Annotated in this window: 15 protein-coding genes; 9 read left to right on the top strand and 6 right to left on the bottom strand. The window is 63.1% G+C overall.

Annotated features, from left to right (window positions below; genetic code table 11):
• Positions 1 to 28: 28 nt before the first annotated feature.
• On the bottom strand, positions 29 to 631 hold the full coding sequence (locus tag MPZ60_RS18160) for an SMI1/KNR4 family protein (RefSeq protein ID WP_034352708.1): 603 nt from the start codon (positions 629 to 631) through the stop codon (positions 29 to 31).
• Between the two features lie 125 nt (positions 632 to 756).
• Between MPZ60_RS18160 and MPZ60_RS18155 the strand changes: the two genes are divergently transcribed.
• Complete coding sequence (locus MPZ60_RS18155) at positions 757 to 1,236, top strand: acyl-CoA thioesterase (protein WP_003069412.1); 480 nt, start codon at positions 757 to 759, stop codon at positions 1,234 to 1,236.
• A gap of 51 nt (positions 1,237 to 1,287) precedes the next feature.
• On the opposite strand, the gene cobA is transcribed toward MPZ60_RS18155, so the two are convergent.
• From cobA to MPZ60_RS18140, 3 genes are read right to left on the bottom strand one after another with little or no spacing between them, the layout of a single operon-like run.
• Entirely contained in the window at positions 1,288 to 2,088 is an 801-nt protein-coding gene (cobA, locus tag MPZ60_RS18150) for a uroporphyrinogen-III C-methyltransferase (protein ID WP_034352705.1), read from the bottom strand.
• Positions 2,089 to 2,097: 9 nt separating this feature from the next.
• Positions 2,098 to 3,102, bottom strand: a complete 1,005-nt coding sequence (gene ybiB, locus MPZ60_RS18145; protein WP_034352702.1) for a DNA-binding protein YbiB — start codon at positions 3,100 to 3,102, stop codon at positions 2,098 to 2,100.
• 58 nt (positions 3,103 to 3,160) lie between these two features.
• Positions 3,161 to 4,108 (bottom strand): LysR substrate-binding domain-containing protein, encoded by a 948-nt coding sequence (locus MPZ60_RS18140; RefSeq protein WP_034352699.1) that lies wholly within the window; start codon positions 4,106 to 4,108, stop codon positions 3,161 to 3,163.
• Positions 4,109 to 4,239: 131 nt separating this feature from the next.
• On the opposite strand from MPZ60_RS18140, the gene MPZ60_RS18135 reads away from it, so the two are divergent.
• The 7 genes from MPZ60_RS18135 (at position 4,240) to tsaD (ending at position 10,817) form a co-directional block, all read left to right on the top strand.
• Positions 4,240 to 5,289: a zinc-binding dehydrogenase gene (locus tag MPZ60_RS18135; protein ID WP_233425212.1), complete on the top strand. Its 1,050-nt coding sequence runs from the start codon at positions 4,240 to 4,242 to the stop codon at positions 5,287 to 5,289.
• Entirely contained in the window at positions 5,286 to 6,005 is a 720-nt protein-coding gene (locus MPZ60_RS18130; protein WP_034352692.1) for a hypothetical protein, read from the top strand. The genes MPZ60_RS18135 and MPZ60_RS18130 overlap by 4 nt, the downstream gene beginning before the upstream one ends.
• A 50-nt stretch (positions 6,006 to 6,055) precedes the next feature.
• Positions 6,056 to 7,024 carry a tripartite tricarboxylate transporter substrate binding protein gene (locus MPZ60_RS18125; RefSeq protein WP_043004809.1) on the top strand — a complete coding sequence of 323 codons (969 nt, stop codon included), beginning with the start codon at positions 6,056 to 6,058 and terminating at the stop codon, positions 7,022 to 7,024.
• A 134-nt stretch (positions 7,025 to 7,158) separates the two neighbouring features.
• Positions 7,159 to 8,205 (top strand): porin, encoded by a 1,047-nt coding sequence (locus MPZ60_RS18120; protein ID WP_034352685.1) that lies wholly within the window; start codon positions 7,159 to 7,161, stop codon positions 8,203 to 8,205.
• Between the two features lie 165 nt (positions 8,206 to 8,370).
• On the top strand, positions 8,371 to 9,081 hold the full coding sequence (locus MPZ60_RS18115; RefSeq protein ID WP_034352682.1) for a DUF937 domain-containing protein: 711 nt from the start codon (positions 8,371 to 8,373) through the stop codon (positions 9,079 to 9,081).
• A gap of 153 nt (positions 9,082 to 9,234) precedes the next feature.
• Positions 9,235 to 9,690 (top strand): CBS domain-containing protein, encoded by a 456-nt coding sequence (locus tag MPZ60_RS18110; protein WP_034352679.1) that lies wholly within the window; start codon positions 9,235 to 9,237, stop codon positions 9,688 to 9,690.
• An 86-nt stretch (positions 9,691 to 9,776) separates the two neighbouring features.
• Positions 9,777 to 10,817 carry a tRNA (adenosine(37)-N6)-threonylcarbamoyltransferase complex transferase subunit TsaD gene (gene tsaD / locus MPZ60_RS18105; protein ID WP_034352676.1) on the top strand — a complete coding sequence of 347 codons (1,041 nt, stop codon included), beginning with the start codon at positions 9,777 to 9,779 and terminating at the stop codon, positions 10,815 to 10,817.
• Between the two features lie 53 nt (positions 10,818 to 10,870).
• On the opposite strand, the gene wrbA is transcribed toward tsaD, so the two are convergent.
• The gene (gene wrbA, locus MPZ60_RS18100; RefSeq protein ID WP_034352672.1) at positions 10,871 to 11,473 is read right to left on the bottom strand and encodes an NAD(P)H:quinone oxidoreductase; all 603 of its coding nucleotides are present in this window, start codon (positions 11,471 to 11,473) and stop codon (positions 10,871 to 10,873) included.
• A 278-nt stretch (positions 11,474 to 11,751) separates the two neighbouring features.
• A complete protein-coding gene (locus MPZ60_RS18095; protein ID WP_034352669.1) occupies positions 11,752 to 12,135 on the bottom strand; it encodes an Hsp20/alpha crystallin family protein in 384 nt (127 codons plus the stop codon).
• A gap of 91 nt (positions 12,136 to 12,226) precedes the next feature.
• Between MPZ60_RS18095 and MPZ60_RS18090 the strand changes: the two genes are divergently transcribed.
• Complete coding sequence (locus MPZ60_RS18090; RefSeq protein ID WP_242882033.1) at positions 12,227 to 13,519, top strand: branched-chain amino acid ABC transporter substrate-binding protein; 1,293 nt, start codon at positions 12,227 to 12,229, stop codon at positions 13,517 to 13,519.
• The last annotated feature ends 48 nt before the right edge of the window (positions 13,520 to 13,567 follow it).

Here is a 13,567-nt window from a genome sequence, read left to right as displayed (position 1 = left end):
GAACAAGGCCGCGATTGTCCCAGATGCCTCAGATTTTGGGCTCGTCCACTACAAAGCCCCAGAAACCGTCGTCGCAGTGAATGCAGCAGGCCGTAAAGTGATTCAGGTCACTGGCGTGAAACCAGATCAGGCCCAGCTTGGAGTCGCACAGTGCGTCGGCCTGATCGGAGAGGCTGAGTGCCGCAATATGCTCCAGCTCCATATCGCCGAAGAATTCCTGCAGATCGCTGGCGCCCAGAAAAAGGTCGTGGTCCAGACTGCCGATCTTTCCTTTGTGCCGACCGTGCAGAACTTCCACAAATGGGTTGCCGCCCTGGTCGTGGCCAATGGCTACGAACCAGCGGGCCAGCAGAAATTCGGACTGCACGGTTTTCAGGTCTTCCTGATGCTGTTGCGCGCCAAAGCTGAAGAGGTCGGCAAAGTTGGCGTGGCTTTCGCTGGCAATCTCGGTGCTGTCATGAAGATAGCTGGCGTGGTCTGAGGCCTGTTCCAGCGCATACATGGAAAAGCCGTTCTGTGTGATCAGAAACTGCGCATAAGCATCTGAGAAGCCAATGTGTGCCTGCAACGCTGCAACTTCCTGTGCGCTGGCGGCAGGCTGGCCGAAGGGGTTGGGAAACAGAACTTGCAAGACGCACTCCTGAGACTTACAGCACGGTGTAAATCGGTACTTGTTTATATCTGCAGCCCATTGTCCCATTGGGGTATGCGCAAGGGTTCAGCGTGCGTCCCGGATCACTTCTAGAATCGCGCCCCATGAATACACCATCCCACCAGCTGAGCATGACCGTGCTCATGTCGCCTGACATGGCCAACTTCTCCGGCAATGTGCACGGGGGCGCCATCTTGAAATTGCTGGACCAGGTTGCCTATGCCTGCGCCAGCCGCTATGCGGGCCGCTATGTCGTGACGCTGAGCGTGGATCAGGTGATGTTTCTGCAGCCTATCCACGTAGGTGAGCTGGTGACTTTTCTGGCCAGCGTGAACCACACCGGCAAGTCCTCCATGGAAATCGGCATCAAGGTGATTGCCGAGGAGATTCGCAGCCAGGTGGTGCGCCACGTGAACAGCTGCTTCTTCACCATGGTGGCCGTGGACGATGACAAAAAGCCTGCCCCCGTGCCTCCGCTGCAGCTCGAAACCGACGAGGAAAAGCGCCGCTGGGACGCCGCCATCATCCGCAAGGAACTGCGCAAGGAGCTGGCCGAGCGCTTCGCCGAGACTCGTACGCCCTGAGTCGGGTCGCCGCTAGCCCGGGTTGCGGGACAGCCCGGGGGCGGTCCAGTCTCAGGCGGCCGCTGATTGCGGCAAGGCTTGGGGCTGGTTCTGCCAGGCGGCAATACCCTGGACCACATCGCCGACGACGATGATGCTGGGGCTGCCCAGCTGATGCTCGGCAATGCTCTGCGGCAAATCCTTGAGAAAGGTCAGCGCATGGCGCTGCTGCGGCAGGCTGGCATGCTGGATCACGGCAACGGGCGTGCTGCCGGGCAGGCCGCTGAGCAACTCGCTGCTGATGCGCTCCACGCTGCTCACTCCCATGTAGATCACCAGCGTCAGCTTGGCCGCATGGGCCGTGGCGGCGATCTGGCGCCAGTCGGGGCCGCTGTCGCCGGGTTTGGCATGGCCGGTCATGAAAAGCACGCCATGCGCGCGGTCGCGGTGAGTCAGTGGGGCGCCAAGGCTGGTCAGGCCCGCGAGACCGGAGGTGATGCCATTGATGACATCCACCTCGATACCGGCCTCACGCAGATGTTCGACCTCTTCGCCGCCACGGCCAAAGATGAAGGGGTCCCCGCCCTTGAGGCGCACCACGCGTTCGCCGTCCTGCACGGCGGCAATCATGAGCTTTTCGATAAAGGCCTGGGGAGTGCTCTTGCAGCCGCCGCGCTTGCCCACATAGACCACGCGGGCACTGGGCGAGGCGTGGCTCATCACATCATCGCTGACCAGATCGTCGACAAACAGCACGCTGGCTGCGGCAATGGCCTTGGCGGCCTTGATGGTCAGCAGCTCGGGGTCGCCGGGGCCGGCACCCACCAGGGTGCAGGAGCCGCGCTGATTGGGGTTGTGGGAAATGGCAGTCATTGTGGGGTCTCAGTCGGGGCTGCGGTTATAGGCTTGCAGTGCGGCGCGGCTGGCGGCAGCGCCGGCATCGGTGACCTGCATGGCCTGGTGCAGGGCTTGTATCTGTTCCAATTGTTGCGCGATCGGCGCCGGCACAGGCAGCTGGCCGTTCAGAATGTCCAGCGTCAGCCGGGCTGTCTGCTCGGCATTCAGATCTTGTTCCGGGGCACTGATCTCGGTGCCGGATGCGAGCTGGCTGCTGTGCAGGGAAGAGCGCTCAAAGCAGATTTCTCCGGCAATCACACCCGTGCTCACGGGTTCGCGGTGAGGGGCGGCCACGGCCTCGCCCTCCGTGCCGCGCACCAGCAGCGCACTGGTTGCGCGCAGGGCCAGCGTCTGGAGCATGGGCTGGGCATAGGCCGGGTGGGTATAGCTGGCCAGCACCAGCCCGGATTGCGCGGTGCTGCTGCCATGGATGGGGTCCAGCAGTTTGACGATGCTGTGCGAGGGGTTGCGCAGGCCCATCTGGCGGCGAATCTGCAGCAGCCGATCCAGCGGCGCCAGCAGGTGACGGGTCTGCATCCAGACCTTGTCTCCAGGCTCCAGAGCGACGGGGCGCTCGATGGCCGTCCAGCCGAGTTGCCGCCACACCTGGTCCGTGCCCAGGCGCTTGTCTTCGGTATGGCTGCCGTGCACCAGCACCGGCAGGCCTTGCTGCGCCAGCAAACCAGCCAGCAGCGGTGTGAGGTTGGCCAGCTTGCGCGAGCCGTTGTAGCTGGGGATGACCACCACGGGCTGGGCCTTATGGGCCTGCGGCCACACGGGCAGACGTTGCTGGGTGGCGTCGAGAAAGCCTGCCAGCTCTTCGGCGCTTTCGCCCTTGAAACGCATGGCAATGCAAAAGCCGCCCAGCTCCAGATCACTGACCTTGCCGTCCAGCACCTGCCCCATCAGATCGCAGGCCTGGGCCCGCGAAAGAGAGCGCGCGCCCTTGGTGCCGCGACCGATTTCCTTGATGTAGTGGCTGATGCTCATGATTAACGTAATTGTCGCTATAAAAACCATGAGTTGTCAGACGATTTGGTTATATAAATCAAACCGGCTGTGCTCGAGACTCCGTCGCTCCCTGTTGCGCCAGCTGTGCAGCCAGGGCCTGCAGCTGGGATTGCGCGAGCTGGACGACAAGGTCCAGCATCGGGTTGCTCTTGAGCGCTTCGGCAGACGCCAGGACGGCGAGCCGGCTGACCTGGCGCGAAGCCCGAAGCGGCCGGAACACGATCTGCTCGCGGTGGAACATCGCGAAGGATGCCGGCACGATGGCCACGCCCAGACCGCAGGCCACGAGTGCCAGCACACTCACCAGCTGGCCAGCCTCGTGGCGTATCAGCGGAGTGAAGCCGGCCTCGGCGCACAGCGCGACAGTGCGATCGAAGTAGTCAGTGTCCTGATAGCGGGTGAAGCCCACAAAGGGCTGATGCACGGCAGCTTGAAGATCCAGCATTCCACTGCCTCCGGCCAGAGGGTGGGAGGCCGGAACTGCCAGGCAATAGGGGTCATCAATGCTGGCCAGCTCAAGCTCGTCGGCCTCCCTGTGCCCGGGGCGGGCAAAGCCGAGTTCCAGCTCGCCCTGGCGCAAGGCCCGTTGTTGCTGCGAGGAAATCATTTCACGGGCTTCGATCTGCACCTCGCAACCTGCCTGTGCCACGGCCCGCAGCAAGCCGGGCAGCAGTGACTGCATGGCCGAGGGAACCAGCCCCAGGCGCAGCACGGTCTGGCTGCTGCGCTCTCGTTCGCGCGCGCGCAAGGGGGCTTGCTCGGCACGCGCCAATATGACGCGCGCATCTTCCAGCAGCGACTCGCCCGCAGCGGTGAGCTGCATGCCGCGCGGCAGGCGGGTGAAGAGCTGCGTGCCGACCTCATCCTCGAGTTGCTTGAGCTGCTGCGACAACGGCGGCTGGGCGATGAATAGCTTGCGGGCGGCCCTGCTGACGTTGCCCTGCTCGGCAACCGCCACGAAGTAGCGCAGATGTCTCAGTTCCATGCCTGAATCAATCCATATTTTAAAAGTATGGTTTTTATACTAAATCAGTGTTGGACATATGAATGAAGGGCGGCAACACTGCCGATCCTGTTCGTTCTGAGATGCATGTCCACGCATGCATTGCCTCTCTCATGCAAGCCTTGCAAAAAACCGAGTCCGCCAAGGGCCTGAAGCTCAACGAGGTCGACATGCCGTCGCCTGCCGCAGGTGAGGTGCTGCTGCGGGTTCATTCCACCGGTGTCTGTGGTACGGATCTGCATATCGATGCCTGGACGGCGAGCTATCACTTTTTGCAGGCCGCGCTGCCGGTGACCGTGGGTCACGAGTTCAGCGGCGAGATCGTGGCCAGAGGCGAGGGGGCCGAGCATCTGCCCCTGGGCCAGTTGGTGGCCGTGCGGCCTTCGGTCACCTGTGGCAGATGCCCCAGTTGCAGTGCCGGCGACTTCGATGCCTGCACCACCCGCCGCGGCATCGGTGTCATGCGCCATGGGGGCTTTGCCGAGTATGTGGCCGTGCCCCTGCGCAATTGCGTGCCGATTCCACACGGCGTGGACCCCGAGGTTGCGGCATTGGCCGAGCCGCTGTCGGTGAGTTTCGAAGCCGTGCGCACGGGCAATGTCCAGCCTGGCGATCGCGTGCTGATCCTGGGGCCTGGCAATATCGGTCAGGGCATTGCGCTGTTTGCGCGTGCCGCAGGGGCGGCCCAGGTGGTGGTGGCCGGCCATGGCGATGCCGCGCGGCTGGAGGTCCTGCGCTCCATGGGGTTCGAGGATTTGCTGGACTTCGAGGGGCAGGACATCGACGAAGCCCTTGCCGCGTACACGCAACAAGCTCTCTTTGATGTGGTGATCGAAGCCACCGGGGCGGCTGCCGTGCTGGCGCCGGCCCTGCGAGCGCTCAAGACCCATGGCGTGCTGGTGATTGCCGGCATTCATTCCGCTCCCGTGCCGCTGGATCTGACGGCCCTGGTGCGACGTCATCAGCAGCTGCGCGGCTCCTATCGCACGCCCGAGCGCTGCTGGCTGGAAGTCGTTGAATTCATGCAGACCCATCAAGATCAACTGCGCCTCATGATCACCCATCGCGTGCCGCTTGCGCAGGCCGGGCAGGGTTTTGAGCTGGCGCGTGCACGGCTGGCGAGCAAGGTGCTGATTCAACCCGGCGCGGGTTCTGCATCATGAGCAGCGCCTTTCTGGCCTTGTGGAACGACATCGACCGGCCCGAGGCTCGCGCAGAATACGAGGCTTGGCATGCTTTCGAGCATGTTCCCGAGCGCGTGGGCTTGCCGGGCTTTGTCTACGGCCATCGCTATGTCGGAGCCTGCGGATACTTCACGCTCTACGGTCTGGAGTCTCTGGCAGCCCTGGACTCGGCCGAGTATGCGGATGTGATCGCCAATCCCACGCCCTGGTCGGCACGCATGAGGCCGCGCCTGAGTGCTTTCATGCGCAGGCCCTGCCTATTGCAGGTCCAGGCTGGAGCATCCAGCGGTGCGGCGTTGACGACGCTCAAGGCCGTCACCACCGATGCGCAGGCCTGGGCCGCGCAGGCAGCCCGCTGGGCGGAGCAGGCGGTGCGGCAAGGGCGTCTGCTGCGTGTCACGGCGGGCGTGGTGCCTGTGGAGCGTTGCTTGCACTACCCCGTTGGCGGGGAGCGCATTGTCGAGCAGGCCCAGGGGGAAGTCACGGTGGTCATGCTGGCCGAGCATCTGGATGGACCGGCATGCGCCCAAGGCAGCCAATGGTGGGCCGACCGAATGCAGGCGCATCACCTCGAAAAGCCGCAGCAGCGGGACTTTGTCCTGCAAACCCGGGTGTACCGTTCGCAGCTTGCCCTGCCCGCCAGCGGACGCCTGCCACCGATGATGGAACTGATGGCTGGATACGCCGATTGTTGATCCGAGACTGAGACCGAGATTCTGGAGACATGAAGATGACAAAAAAATCGATGCCCGTGCGCCGGGCTGCCCTGCTGCTGTGCGCCGCTGCCTGCCTGCCCTTGGTGGCTCAGGCCCAGGGCAAGGCTGACTGGCCCACCCGCCCCATACGTCTGATCGTCGGCTATGCCAGCGGCTCTTCGCCCGATGTGCAGGCCCGATTGCTGGCCGAGCCCCTGACCAAGGCCCTGGGGCAGCCTGTGGTGGTGGAGAACAAAGGGGGCGCCAGCGGCAATATCGGCGCCGACGCCGTGGCCAAGGCCGGCGACGGCCACACCATAGGCGTGATCGGCAACGGCCCGTTGACCAGCTCCAAGTTTCTCTACAGCAAGCTGCCCTACGATCCGATCAAGGATCTCGCACCGCTGGCCATGATCGGCTCGGCCCCTCTGGTGCTGGTGGCTCCCAAGTCCATGGCTGCGAATGCGGGCGCCTATTTCAAGGCGCTCAAGACCGGGACCCAGGGCAACTACGGCTCGGTGGGCACGGGGTCCGGCGGCCACCTGGGCGTGGAGCTGATCAAGGAAGCCATGGGCCTGAATCTGCAGCATGTGCCCTATAACGGCGGTCCTGCCGTGGTCAACGCCTTGATGGGCGATCAGGTGCAGATGGCCTTGCTGCCGGCCTCCACCGTCATGCCCCTGGTCCAGTCCGGCAAGCTGGCCGCCCTGGCCGTGAGTTCCAGCAAGCGCAGCCCGCTCGCGCCCGGCGTCCCGGCCATGCCCGAGATTGGTGCCGGCAATGTGGACATCGAAGTCTGGAATGCGGTCATGGCACCGGCCTCCATGCCTGCAGAGCATCGCGCTAAGCTCGCCGCGGCCTTGGAAAAGATTCTTCATGCTCCCGATATCCGCAGCAAGCTGCTTGCCCAGGGCTGGCGCATCGACGATACCAGCGCCGCCTCGCTGGCCAGGCGCATCGAAAACGATGCACGCATCTACGGCAGCCTGATCACGCAAAAGAACATCCGCCTCGAATGAGCGCGGCCGGCGTCATCTGAGGCGTCGGACTCCCACACAGTGTCCCCGCAACTGCGGCGGATGCTGCTGTCAGCGGCTCGATAGCGGTAGGACTCTGCCGCGAGCCCCATCCATTATTAAAAAAGAGAGACTTCATGACATCCTTGCAATCGGGAGGCTTGGCCGTGGCCGCTGCCTTCATCTCCACATGCTCGCTGGCTCAGGCCCAGACCGCAGCGCCCGCCACATCCCAGCTCACGCTGTACGGTGTGGTGGACATGGCCGCCGAGTCGGTGTCCACCGGCGCGGGTCGCACCCTGCGCGCGGAAAGCGGTGTCCTGGCGGGCTCGCGCTGGGGTGTTCGCGGGACTGAGGATCTGGGCGGTGGCCTGCGTGCGCTGTACGTGATGGAGGCCGGACTGAATGCCGATACCGGCGAGCGCGGTCAAGGAGGGCTGGCCTTCGGTCGGCAGATCTTTGTCGGCATGGGCGGCGACTGGGGTCAGCTGACGGTAGGTCGCCACTACACCACGTTTCATACCTCGCTGGCTTCCTATGCTCTGACGGGCCTGATCTGGGGCAACGCCGCCAACTATTTCCGTGACGGCACGGTGCTGCGCGCCGACAACTCGCTGCGCTTTCAGTCGGCTTCCATGGCGGGACTGGTGGTGCGGGGCATGTACTCGTTCGGTGAGAACGCCGGCACCAGTGTGGGGCGCCAGTTCGGCGGCTCGCTGGACTACACGCGCGGTCCCTGGAGCTTGGGGGTCTCGCTGTGGGAGCGTCGCACCACGGCCCAGAACACCGACCGCTATCGCTTGCTGGGCGGCTCCTATGACTTCAAGGTGGCCAGGGCGGCCTTGCTGCTTTCCACCCGCGAAGATGATCTACCGGATGCAGCCAGCAAGCGCGGACGCTTCTTTGAAGCCAGCATGACCATACCGGTCAGCACGGCAGGGCAGGTGCTGCTGTCCTATGGGCAGTTCCAGGGGCGTGCGCGTGCGAACAGCGATGCCCGTGCCCTGAGCGTGCGCTACGACCATGCGCTGTCCAAGCGCACCAAGCTGTATGCGGGTGTCTCCGCAATCCGCAACGAGGCCGACGCAGCGTTCACCATCAACAGCGCCAGCAATGCCGGACCTTCGGTTCCCAAGGGCAGCAGGCCACGCTCGCTGCTGGTGGGCATCTCGCACTCCTTCTGAGACAAGCCGTCACCGGACGCTGCGGCCTGCAGGAGGCCCTGTCCAGGGCGCGGGCCGCCTCAATGGTCTATAGCCGGGGAGGGGCTTGCGTAGTGAATGAACATTGATCACATTTCGGGACACAGGGCGCGCGTACCATGTGCGCTGTTTTTGAGGAGTGTTGAAATGACCGCTAACGCATCTTTGACCGACGAACTCATGGGCCAGCTGCAGGGCGCTCCCATGCAGGGTCTGGCCCAGCAGCTGGGCATCGACTCTGTGCAGGCCGAGCAGGCCGTGGGTGTGGCGCTGCCCATGCTGTTTGGTGCGCTGGGCCAGAACACGGCCCAGCCTCAGGGAGCTGCCGATCTGTTCGGTGCGCTGCAGCGCGATCACAGCAGTGCCAATGGAGCGATGGATATGGGAGGGCTGTTGGGCGGGCTCGGTGGCCTGCTGGGCGCAGCGGGCGGTGGCGCCGGTGCGGCTGGCGGCCTGGGTGGGCTGGGCAGCATTCTGGGCTCGGTGCTGGGAGGCGGCTCCGGTGTCGGTAACTCGCAGCTGGATGCAGGTGCCATCCTGGGCAATATCTTTGGCGGTCAGCAGCAGCAGGCCGAGTCCCGGCTGGGTCAGGCCACGGGCCTGGGTGGCAATGCAGGTCAGTTGCTGGCCCTGCTGGCTCCGCTGGTGATGTCTTTTCTGGCCAATCGGGTCCAGACGCAGGGCATGGGGGCCGGCGACCTGGGCAATGCCCTGGATCAGGAGCGCGGCCAGATCCAGTCGCAAGGCGGTGCGGCAGGAGGCATCCTCGGCAGCCTGCTCGATCAGAATGGCGACGGCAAGCTTGATGCCGGAGATCTGTTCAAGCTGGGCGCGGGACTGCTGGGCGGTCGGCGCTGAGCCCGGATTGAGTGACAGTATCAAGGCAGCTTTGGCTGCCTTTTTTGTTTTTGTATACGGGCATAGCCTGATTGCCGCAATGCAGCAGGATTCTCACACTGGTCATGTCGTCATGCGTTTTGCATGACAGGCCGATCCAGAAAGGAGAACCAGATGACGACCGTCGCCGAAATTCTGCGCACCAAGGGCAACAGCACTATCTACAGCGTTTCTCCCTCCGACACCATGCTGGCTGCACTGCAGCTCATGGCGGAAAAAAGCATTGGCGCACTGCTGGTGCTGGAAGGTGGCGAGATCGCGGGCATCGTGACCGAGCGCGACTACGCGCGCAAGATCGCTTTGCAAGGGCGAAGCTCGGCCAGCACGCGCGTGGACGAGGTTATGACGCGCAAGGTGCATTGCGTGCTGCCGCGCCAGACCAGCGAGGAGTGCATGTCACTGATGACCAGCAATCGCATGCGCCATCTACCCGTGATCAACGAGACCCGCGAGCTGCAGGGGCTGATTTCGATTGGTGACATCGTCAAGGAAATCATCTCGGCCCAGCAGTTCACGATTCATCAGCTGGAACACTATATTTCCGGGACCCCCAATGTGAATCAACCGTAGGCTGCTATGAATTGAATAGCGAAGGCGGGCAGGGCTAATGTCCGCCTTCTCTGCATCTGGAAGGCGCAAGTCCTACACTTGCGGCCATGAGTTTGCTGATCCTGGGAATCGAATCCTCTTGTGATGAAACCGGTGTGGCCCTGGTGCGCACGCCGGACGGCCAAGGTGTGCCCACCTTGCTGAGTCATGCGCTGCACAGCCAGATTGAAATGCACCGCGCCTATGGCGGCGTGGTGCCCGAGCTTGCCAGCCGTGACCATATTCGCCGTGTGCTGCCGCTGACCGAGAAGGTGTTGGCCGAATCCGGGGAGCAGCTCGAAAACGTCGATGTGATTGCCTTTACGCGCGGACCCGGTCTTGCCGGGGCTTTGCTGGTCGGCTCCGGTGCAGCCTGTGCCATGGCAGCCGCGCTGGACAAGCCTGTGCTGGGCGTGCACCACCTCGAAGGCCATCTGCTCTCGCCTTTCCTGAGTGCCGACCCACCGGAGTTCCCGTTTGTGGCCCTGCTGGTCTCGGGGGGGCACACCCAGCTCATGCGTGTGGACGGCGTGGGCGAATACGAAATCCTCGGTGAAACCATCGACGATGCTGCGGGCGAGGCTTTCGACAAATCGGCCAAGCTCATGGGCTTGCCCTATCCGGGCGGTCCCGTGCTCTCGAAGCTGGCGGAGGGCGGCGATCCTCAGGCCTTCAAGCTGCCTCGCCCTTTGCTGCATTCGGGTGACCTGGACTTTTCGTTTGCCGGCCTCAAGACGGCTGTGCTGACCCAGGCCAAGAAGCTGGGTGAAGAGCTGGAAGCGCGCAAGGCCGATCTGGCCGCCAGCACGCAGGCCGCGATTGTGGATGTGCTGGTCAAGAAAACCATGGCTGCACTCAAGCAGACCGGCATGAAGCGAGTGGTGGTGGCGGGAGGTGTGGGTGCCAACAAGCAGCTGCGCGAACAGCTCAATGAAGCCTGCGCCAAGCACAAGATTCGCGTGCATTACCCCGAGCTGCATCTGTGTACCGACAACGGCGCCATGATTGCCATGGCTGCCGCCATGCGGATACAGGCGGGACGCGAGCAGGCCCTGCATGAATACGCGTTTGATGTGAAGCCGCGCTGGCCGCTGGATTCGCTCAGGTGAATCCGTGCAATAGAAAGCAGCCCAGGTGGCTGCTTTTTTATGGTCGCCTGCGTTTATCCGGCCAGCTTTACGGCCAGTTTCGCTACGTTCTGTCCCTGGTAGCGGGCAATGCTCAGCTCGTCGGGATGAGGCTGGCGCGAACCGTCGGCGCCCGCAATCGTCGACGCCCCGTAAGGCGAATTGCCGCCCTTGACCGCGCTCAGATTGGTCTGTTCGGGCAGCGGATAGCCCAGCGGCACGATGATCATGCCGTGATGGGCCAGTGTTGCCCAGGTAGTAGTGGCCGTCATTTCCTGGCCGCCGCCGGTGCCGGTCGAGGTGAAGACACTGCCGATCTTGTTGATCAAGGCCCCCTTGACCCAGAGACCGCCGGTCTGGTCGAGAAAACTGCGCATCTGGCCCGGCATATTGCCAAAGCGCGTGGGCACGCCAAACAGGATGGCGTCGTAGTCGGCCAGCTCGGCGGGGCTGGCGACCTCTGCGGCCTGATTGGCCTTGCCGCCTGCGTTCTTGAAGACATCCTCGGGCATGGTTTCGGGCACGCGCTTGACGGTGACCTCGACACCGCTGACGCTGCGGGCGCCTTCGGCCACGGCCTGAGCCATGGTTTCGATATGTCCGTACATGGAGTAGTAGAGAACCAGCACTTTCGCCATGGGTGAATTCCTCAAGCGGGGGTTGGAAAGCGGTGCAGCAATGGCGCACCCGGCTGAACCCACAGTGTAGGAATTCAAGATGGCGGCGCGACACGCACCGGCAGTCTGCGCCTGTAGGCCAAGGCGCCGAATCAGCTCAAATCCCGGAATCGGTCATGGCATTGGCATGAAAAAAGCCCGCAACGCCAAGGCAGTGCGGGCTTTGTGCTTTCCGGCCGACCTCTTGCTAAGAGGAGATGGAAGAAAGGATGAGGCTGGCCGGTCGGCGTAAACAGCGCTTATTCGATGCTCAGCGTCACGGCCTTGCTCTGGGGCTCGAGCTTGGCCAGGGTCAGCGTCAGCACTCCATGCTCGAGCTTGGCCTTGCTGTTGGCAGCATCGATTTCATGGCCCAGATCCCAGGTGTATCTGACTTGGCGGGCAGCGCCTTCCACGCTTTCGAGCTTGACGACAGAGTCTTCCAGCGAGAGTTTGAGTTGCTCGCGTGCCAGGCCTGGCACATCCAGGGTCAGGGTCGTGAATTGGTCGTCGCGGCTGACTTGAACCTGGCGTTGTACGGGGCTTGCAGCGCCCAGGGTTTCCTGCAGAAAACGTTGCAGGGCCAAGTCGGCGGCGCGAGGGGATACAAAGGTATTACGGCTCATCACAGGGGCGAAGAACATGGTGTTTAACTCCTTTAAACTGCGCGGCTTGCGTTGTTGCCGCTTGATTCATAGGTAGGTGGTGGCAAGCGCATTTCAAGAGGTTTTTTTGATGAATAAATTGCGTCGTGATGTCTTGAAATACCTGCAGTTGCCACTAATATGCGCGCCGTTCGGCATTGCTGGCGCGGCTGTGGCTGCAGCCAATGCCAAGCTTGCGCAACCCATCAAGCTGGCACTGGTGGAGAGTCTTTCGGGCCCGTTTGCAAACACGGGCGAGGCCGTGTTCCGCAATCTGCTGTGGGCGACCGAGCGGGTGAACGCGCGCGGCGGTGTGAGCCTGGCCGACGGTCCGCATGAGCTGGTGATAGAGCGCTATGACAGCAAGGGCCAGAACGAAGAGGCGCTGTCGGCGCTGCGCGCGGCCATAGACAGCGGTGCGCGCATCATCATGCAGGGCAACTCGTCGGCCACAGCGGCGGCGCTTCTCGACGCCATCGACAAGCACAACAGCCGAGACCCTTCGCGCCGTGTGCTGTATCTGAACTATTCGGCCGTGGACCCGGCGCTGACCAACGAGCGCTGCAGCTTCTGGCATTTCCGCTTCGATGCCCATGCCGATATGCGCATGGCTGCGCTGATGGAGGTCATCAAGGACGACAAGGCCGTACACAGTGCCTATCTGATCGGGCAGGACTACAGCTTTGGCCAGGCCGTGCTGCGCGAGGCAAGGCGCCAGCTTGGTGTGCAACGGCCCGATGTGCGCATCGTGGGCGACGAGTTGCATCCCGTGGGCCGCGTCAAGGACTTTGCGCCCTATGCGGTCAAGATCAAGCAAAGCGGTGCCCAGGCCGTGATCACCGGCAACTGGGGCAATGATCTGATGCTGCTCGTCAAGGCTGCGCGCGAGGCAGGCTATGAAGGGCGTTTCTACACCTTCTACGGCAATGCACTGGGCGCTCCGGCGGCCTTGGGTGATGCCGGTGTGGGCAAGGTGCTGGCAGTGGCCGACTGGCTGCCCAATGTGCCCACGGCCGAGAGCCGCGCTTTCTACCAGTCCTTCCGTCAGCGCTTTCCCAGGCCGCAGGACGACTATGTGCATATGCGCATGCAGCTCATGATCGAGGCTCTTGCGCAGAGCCTCGAAAAAGCCGGCAGCACGGACACCGTCGCCGTGGCCCACGCCATGGAGCATGCCAGGGTCCAGATGGCGGGCCGCTCGGGCAGCATGCGGGCGGCAGACCACCAGTTTCAGCAATCGCTGGTGGTTGGCATGATGGAAAAAAGAGGCAGCGCAGGCGTGGACTTCGATGTGGAAGGCTCGGGCTACGGCTTCAAGGTAGTGCGCGAGATTGCTGCGGCCAGGGCAGAGATGCCTGGTCAGTGCCAGATGAAGCACTTTTGAGTGGCCGGAGAACTATCGAATCAATAGCTGCCAGCGCTTGTTGGAAAT

The sequence above is a fragment of the Comamonas sp. 7D-2 genome (assembly GCF_022749555.1).
Taxonomy (GTDB): Bacteria; Pseudomonadota; Gammaproteobacteria; order Burkholderiales; family Burkholderiaceae_C; genus Comamonas; species Comamonas thiooxydans.
This window is presented reverse-complemented; position numbering and strand designations above follow the sequence as displayed.

What these genes read in the sequence shown, in the direction of transcription:
- MPZ60_RS18155 (WP_003069412.1), top strand. Translation starts at nt 757, where the DNA reads ATGAATACACCATCCCACCAGCTGAGCATGACCGTGCTCATGTCGCCT.
- cobA (WP_034352705.1), bottom strand. Translation starts at nt 2,088, where the DNA reads ATGACTGCCATTTCCCACAACCCCAATCAGCGCGGCTCCTGCACCCTG.
- ybiB (WP_034352702.1), bottom strand. Translation starts at nt 3,102, where the DNA reads ATGAGCATCAGCCACTACATCAAGGAAATCGGTCGCGGCACCAAGGGC.
- MPZ60_RS18140 (WP_034352699.1), bottom strand. Translation starts at nt 4,108, where the DNA reads ATGGAACTGAGACATCTGCGCTACTTCGTGGCGGTTGCCGAGCAGGGC.
- MPZ60_RS18135 (WP_233425212.1), top strand. Translation starts at nt 4,240, where the DNA reads ATGCAAGCCTTGCAAAAAACCGAGTCCGCCAAGGGCCTGAAGCTCAAC.
- MPZ60_RS18130 (WP_034352692.1), top strand. Translation starts at nt 5,286, where the DNA reads ATGAGCAGCGCCTTTCTGGCCTTGTGGAACGACATCGACCGGCCCGAG.
- MPZ60_RS18125 (WP_043004809.1), top strand. Translation starts at nt 6,056, where the DNA reads ATGCCCGTGCGCCGGGCTGCCCTGCTGCTGTGCGCCGCTGCCTGCCTG.
- MPZ60_RS18120 (WP_034352685.1), top strand. Translation starts at nt 7,159, where the DNA reads ATGACATCCTTGCAATCGGGAGGCTTGGCCGTGGCCGCTGCCTTCATC.
- MPZ60_RS18115 (WP_034352682.1), top strand. Translation starts at nt 8,371, where the DNA reads ATGACCGCTAACGCATCTTTGACCGACGAACTCATGGGCCAGCTGCAG.
- MPZ60_RS18110 (WP_034352679.1), top strand. Translation starts at nt 9,235, where the DNA reads ATGACGACCGTCGCCGAAATTCTGCGCACCAAGGGCAACAGCACTATC.
- tsaD (WP_034352676.1), top strand. Translation starts at nt 9,777, where the DNA reads ATGAGTTTGCTGATCCTGGGAATCGAATCCTCTTGTGATGAAACCGGT.
- wrbA (WP_034352672.1), bottom strand. Translation starts at nt 11,473, where the DNA reads ATGGCGAAAGTGCTGGTTCTCTACTACTCCATGTACGGACATATCGAA.
- MPZ60_RS18095 (WP_034352669.1), bottom strand. Translation starts at nt 12,135, where the DNA reads ATGTTCTTCGCCCCTGTGATGAGCCGTAATACCTTTGTATCCCCTCGC.
- MPZ60_RS18090 (WP_242882033.1), top strand. Translation starts at nt 12,227, where the DNA reads ATGAATAAATTGCGTCGTGATGTCTTGAAATACCTGCAGTTGCCACTA.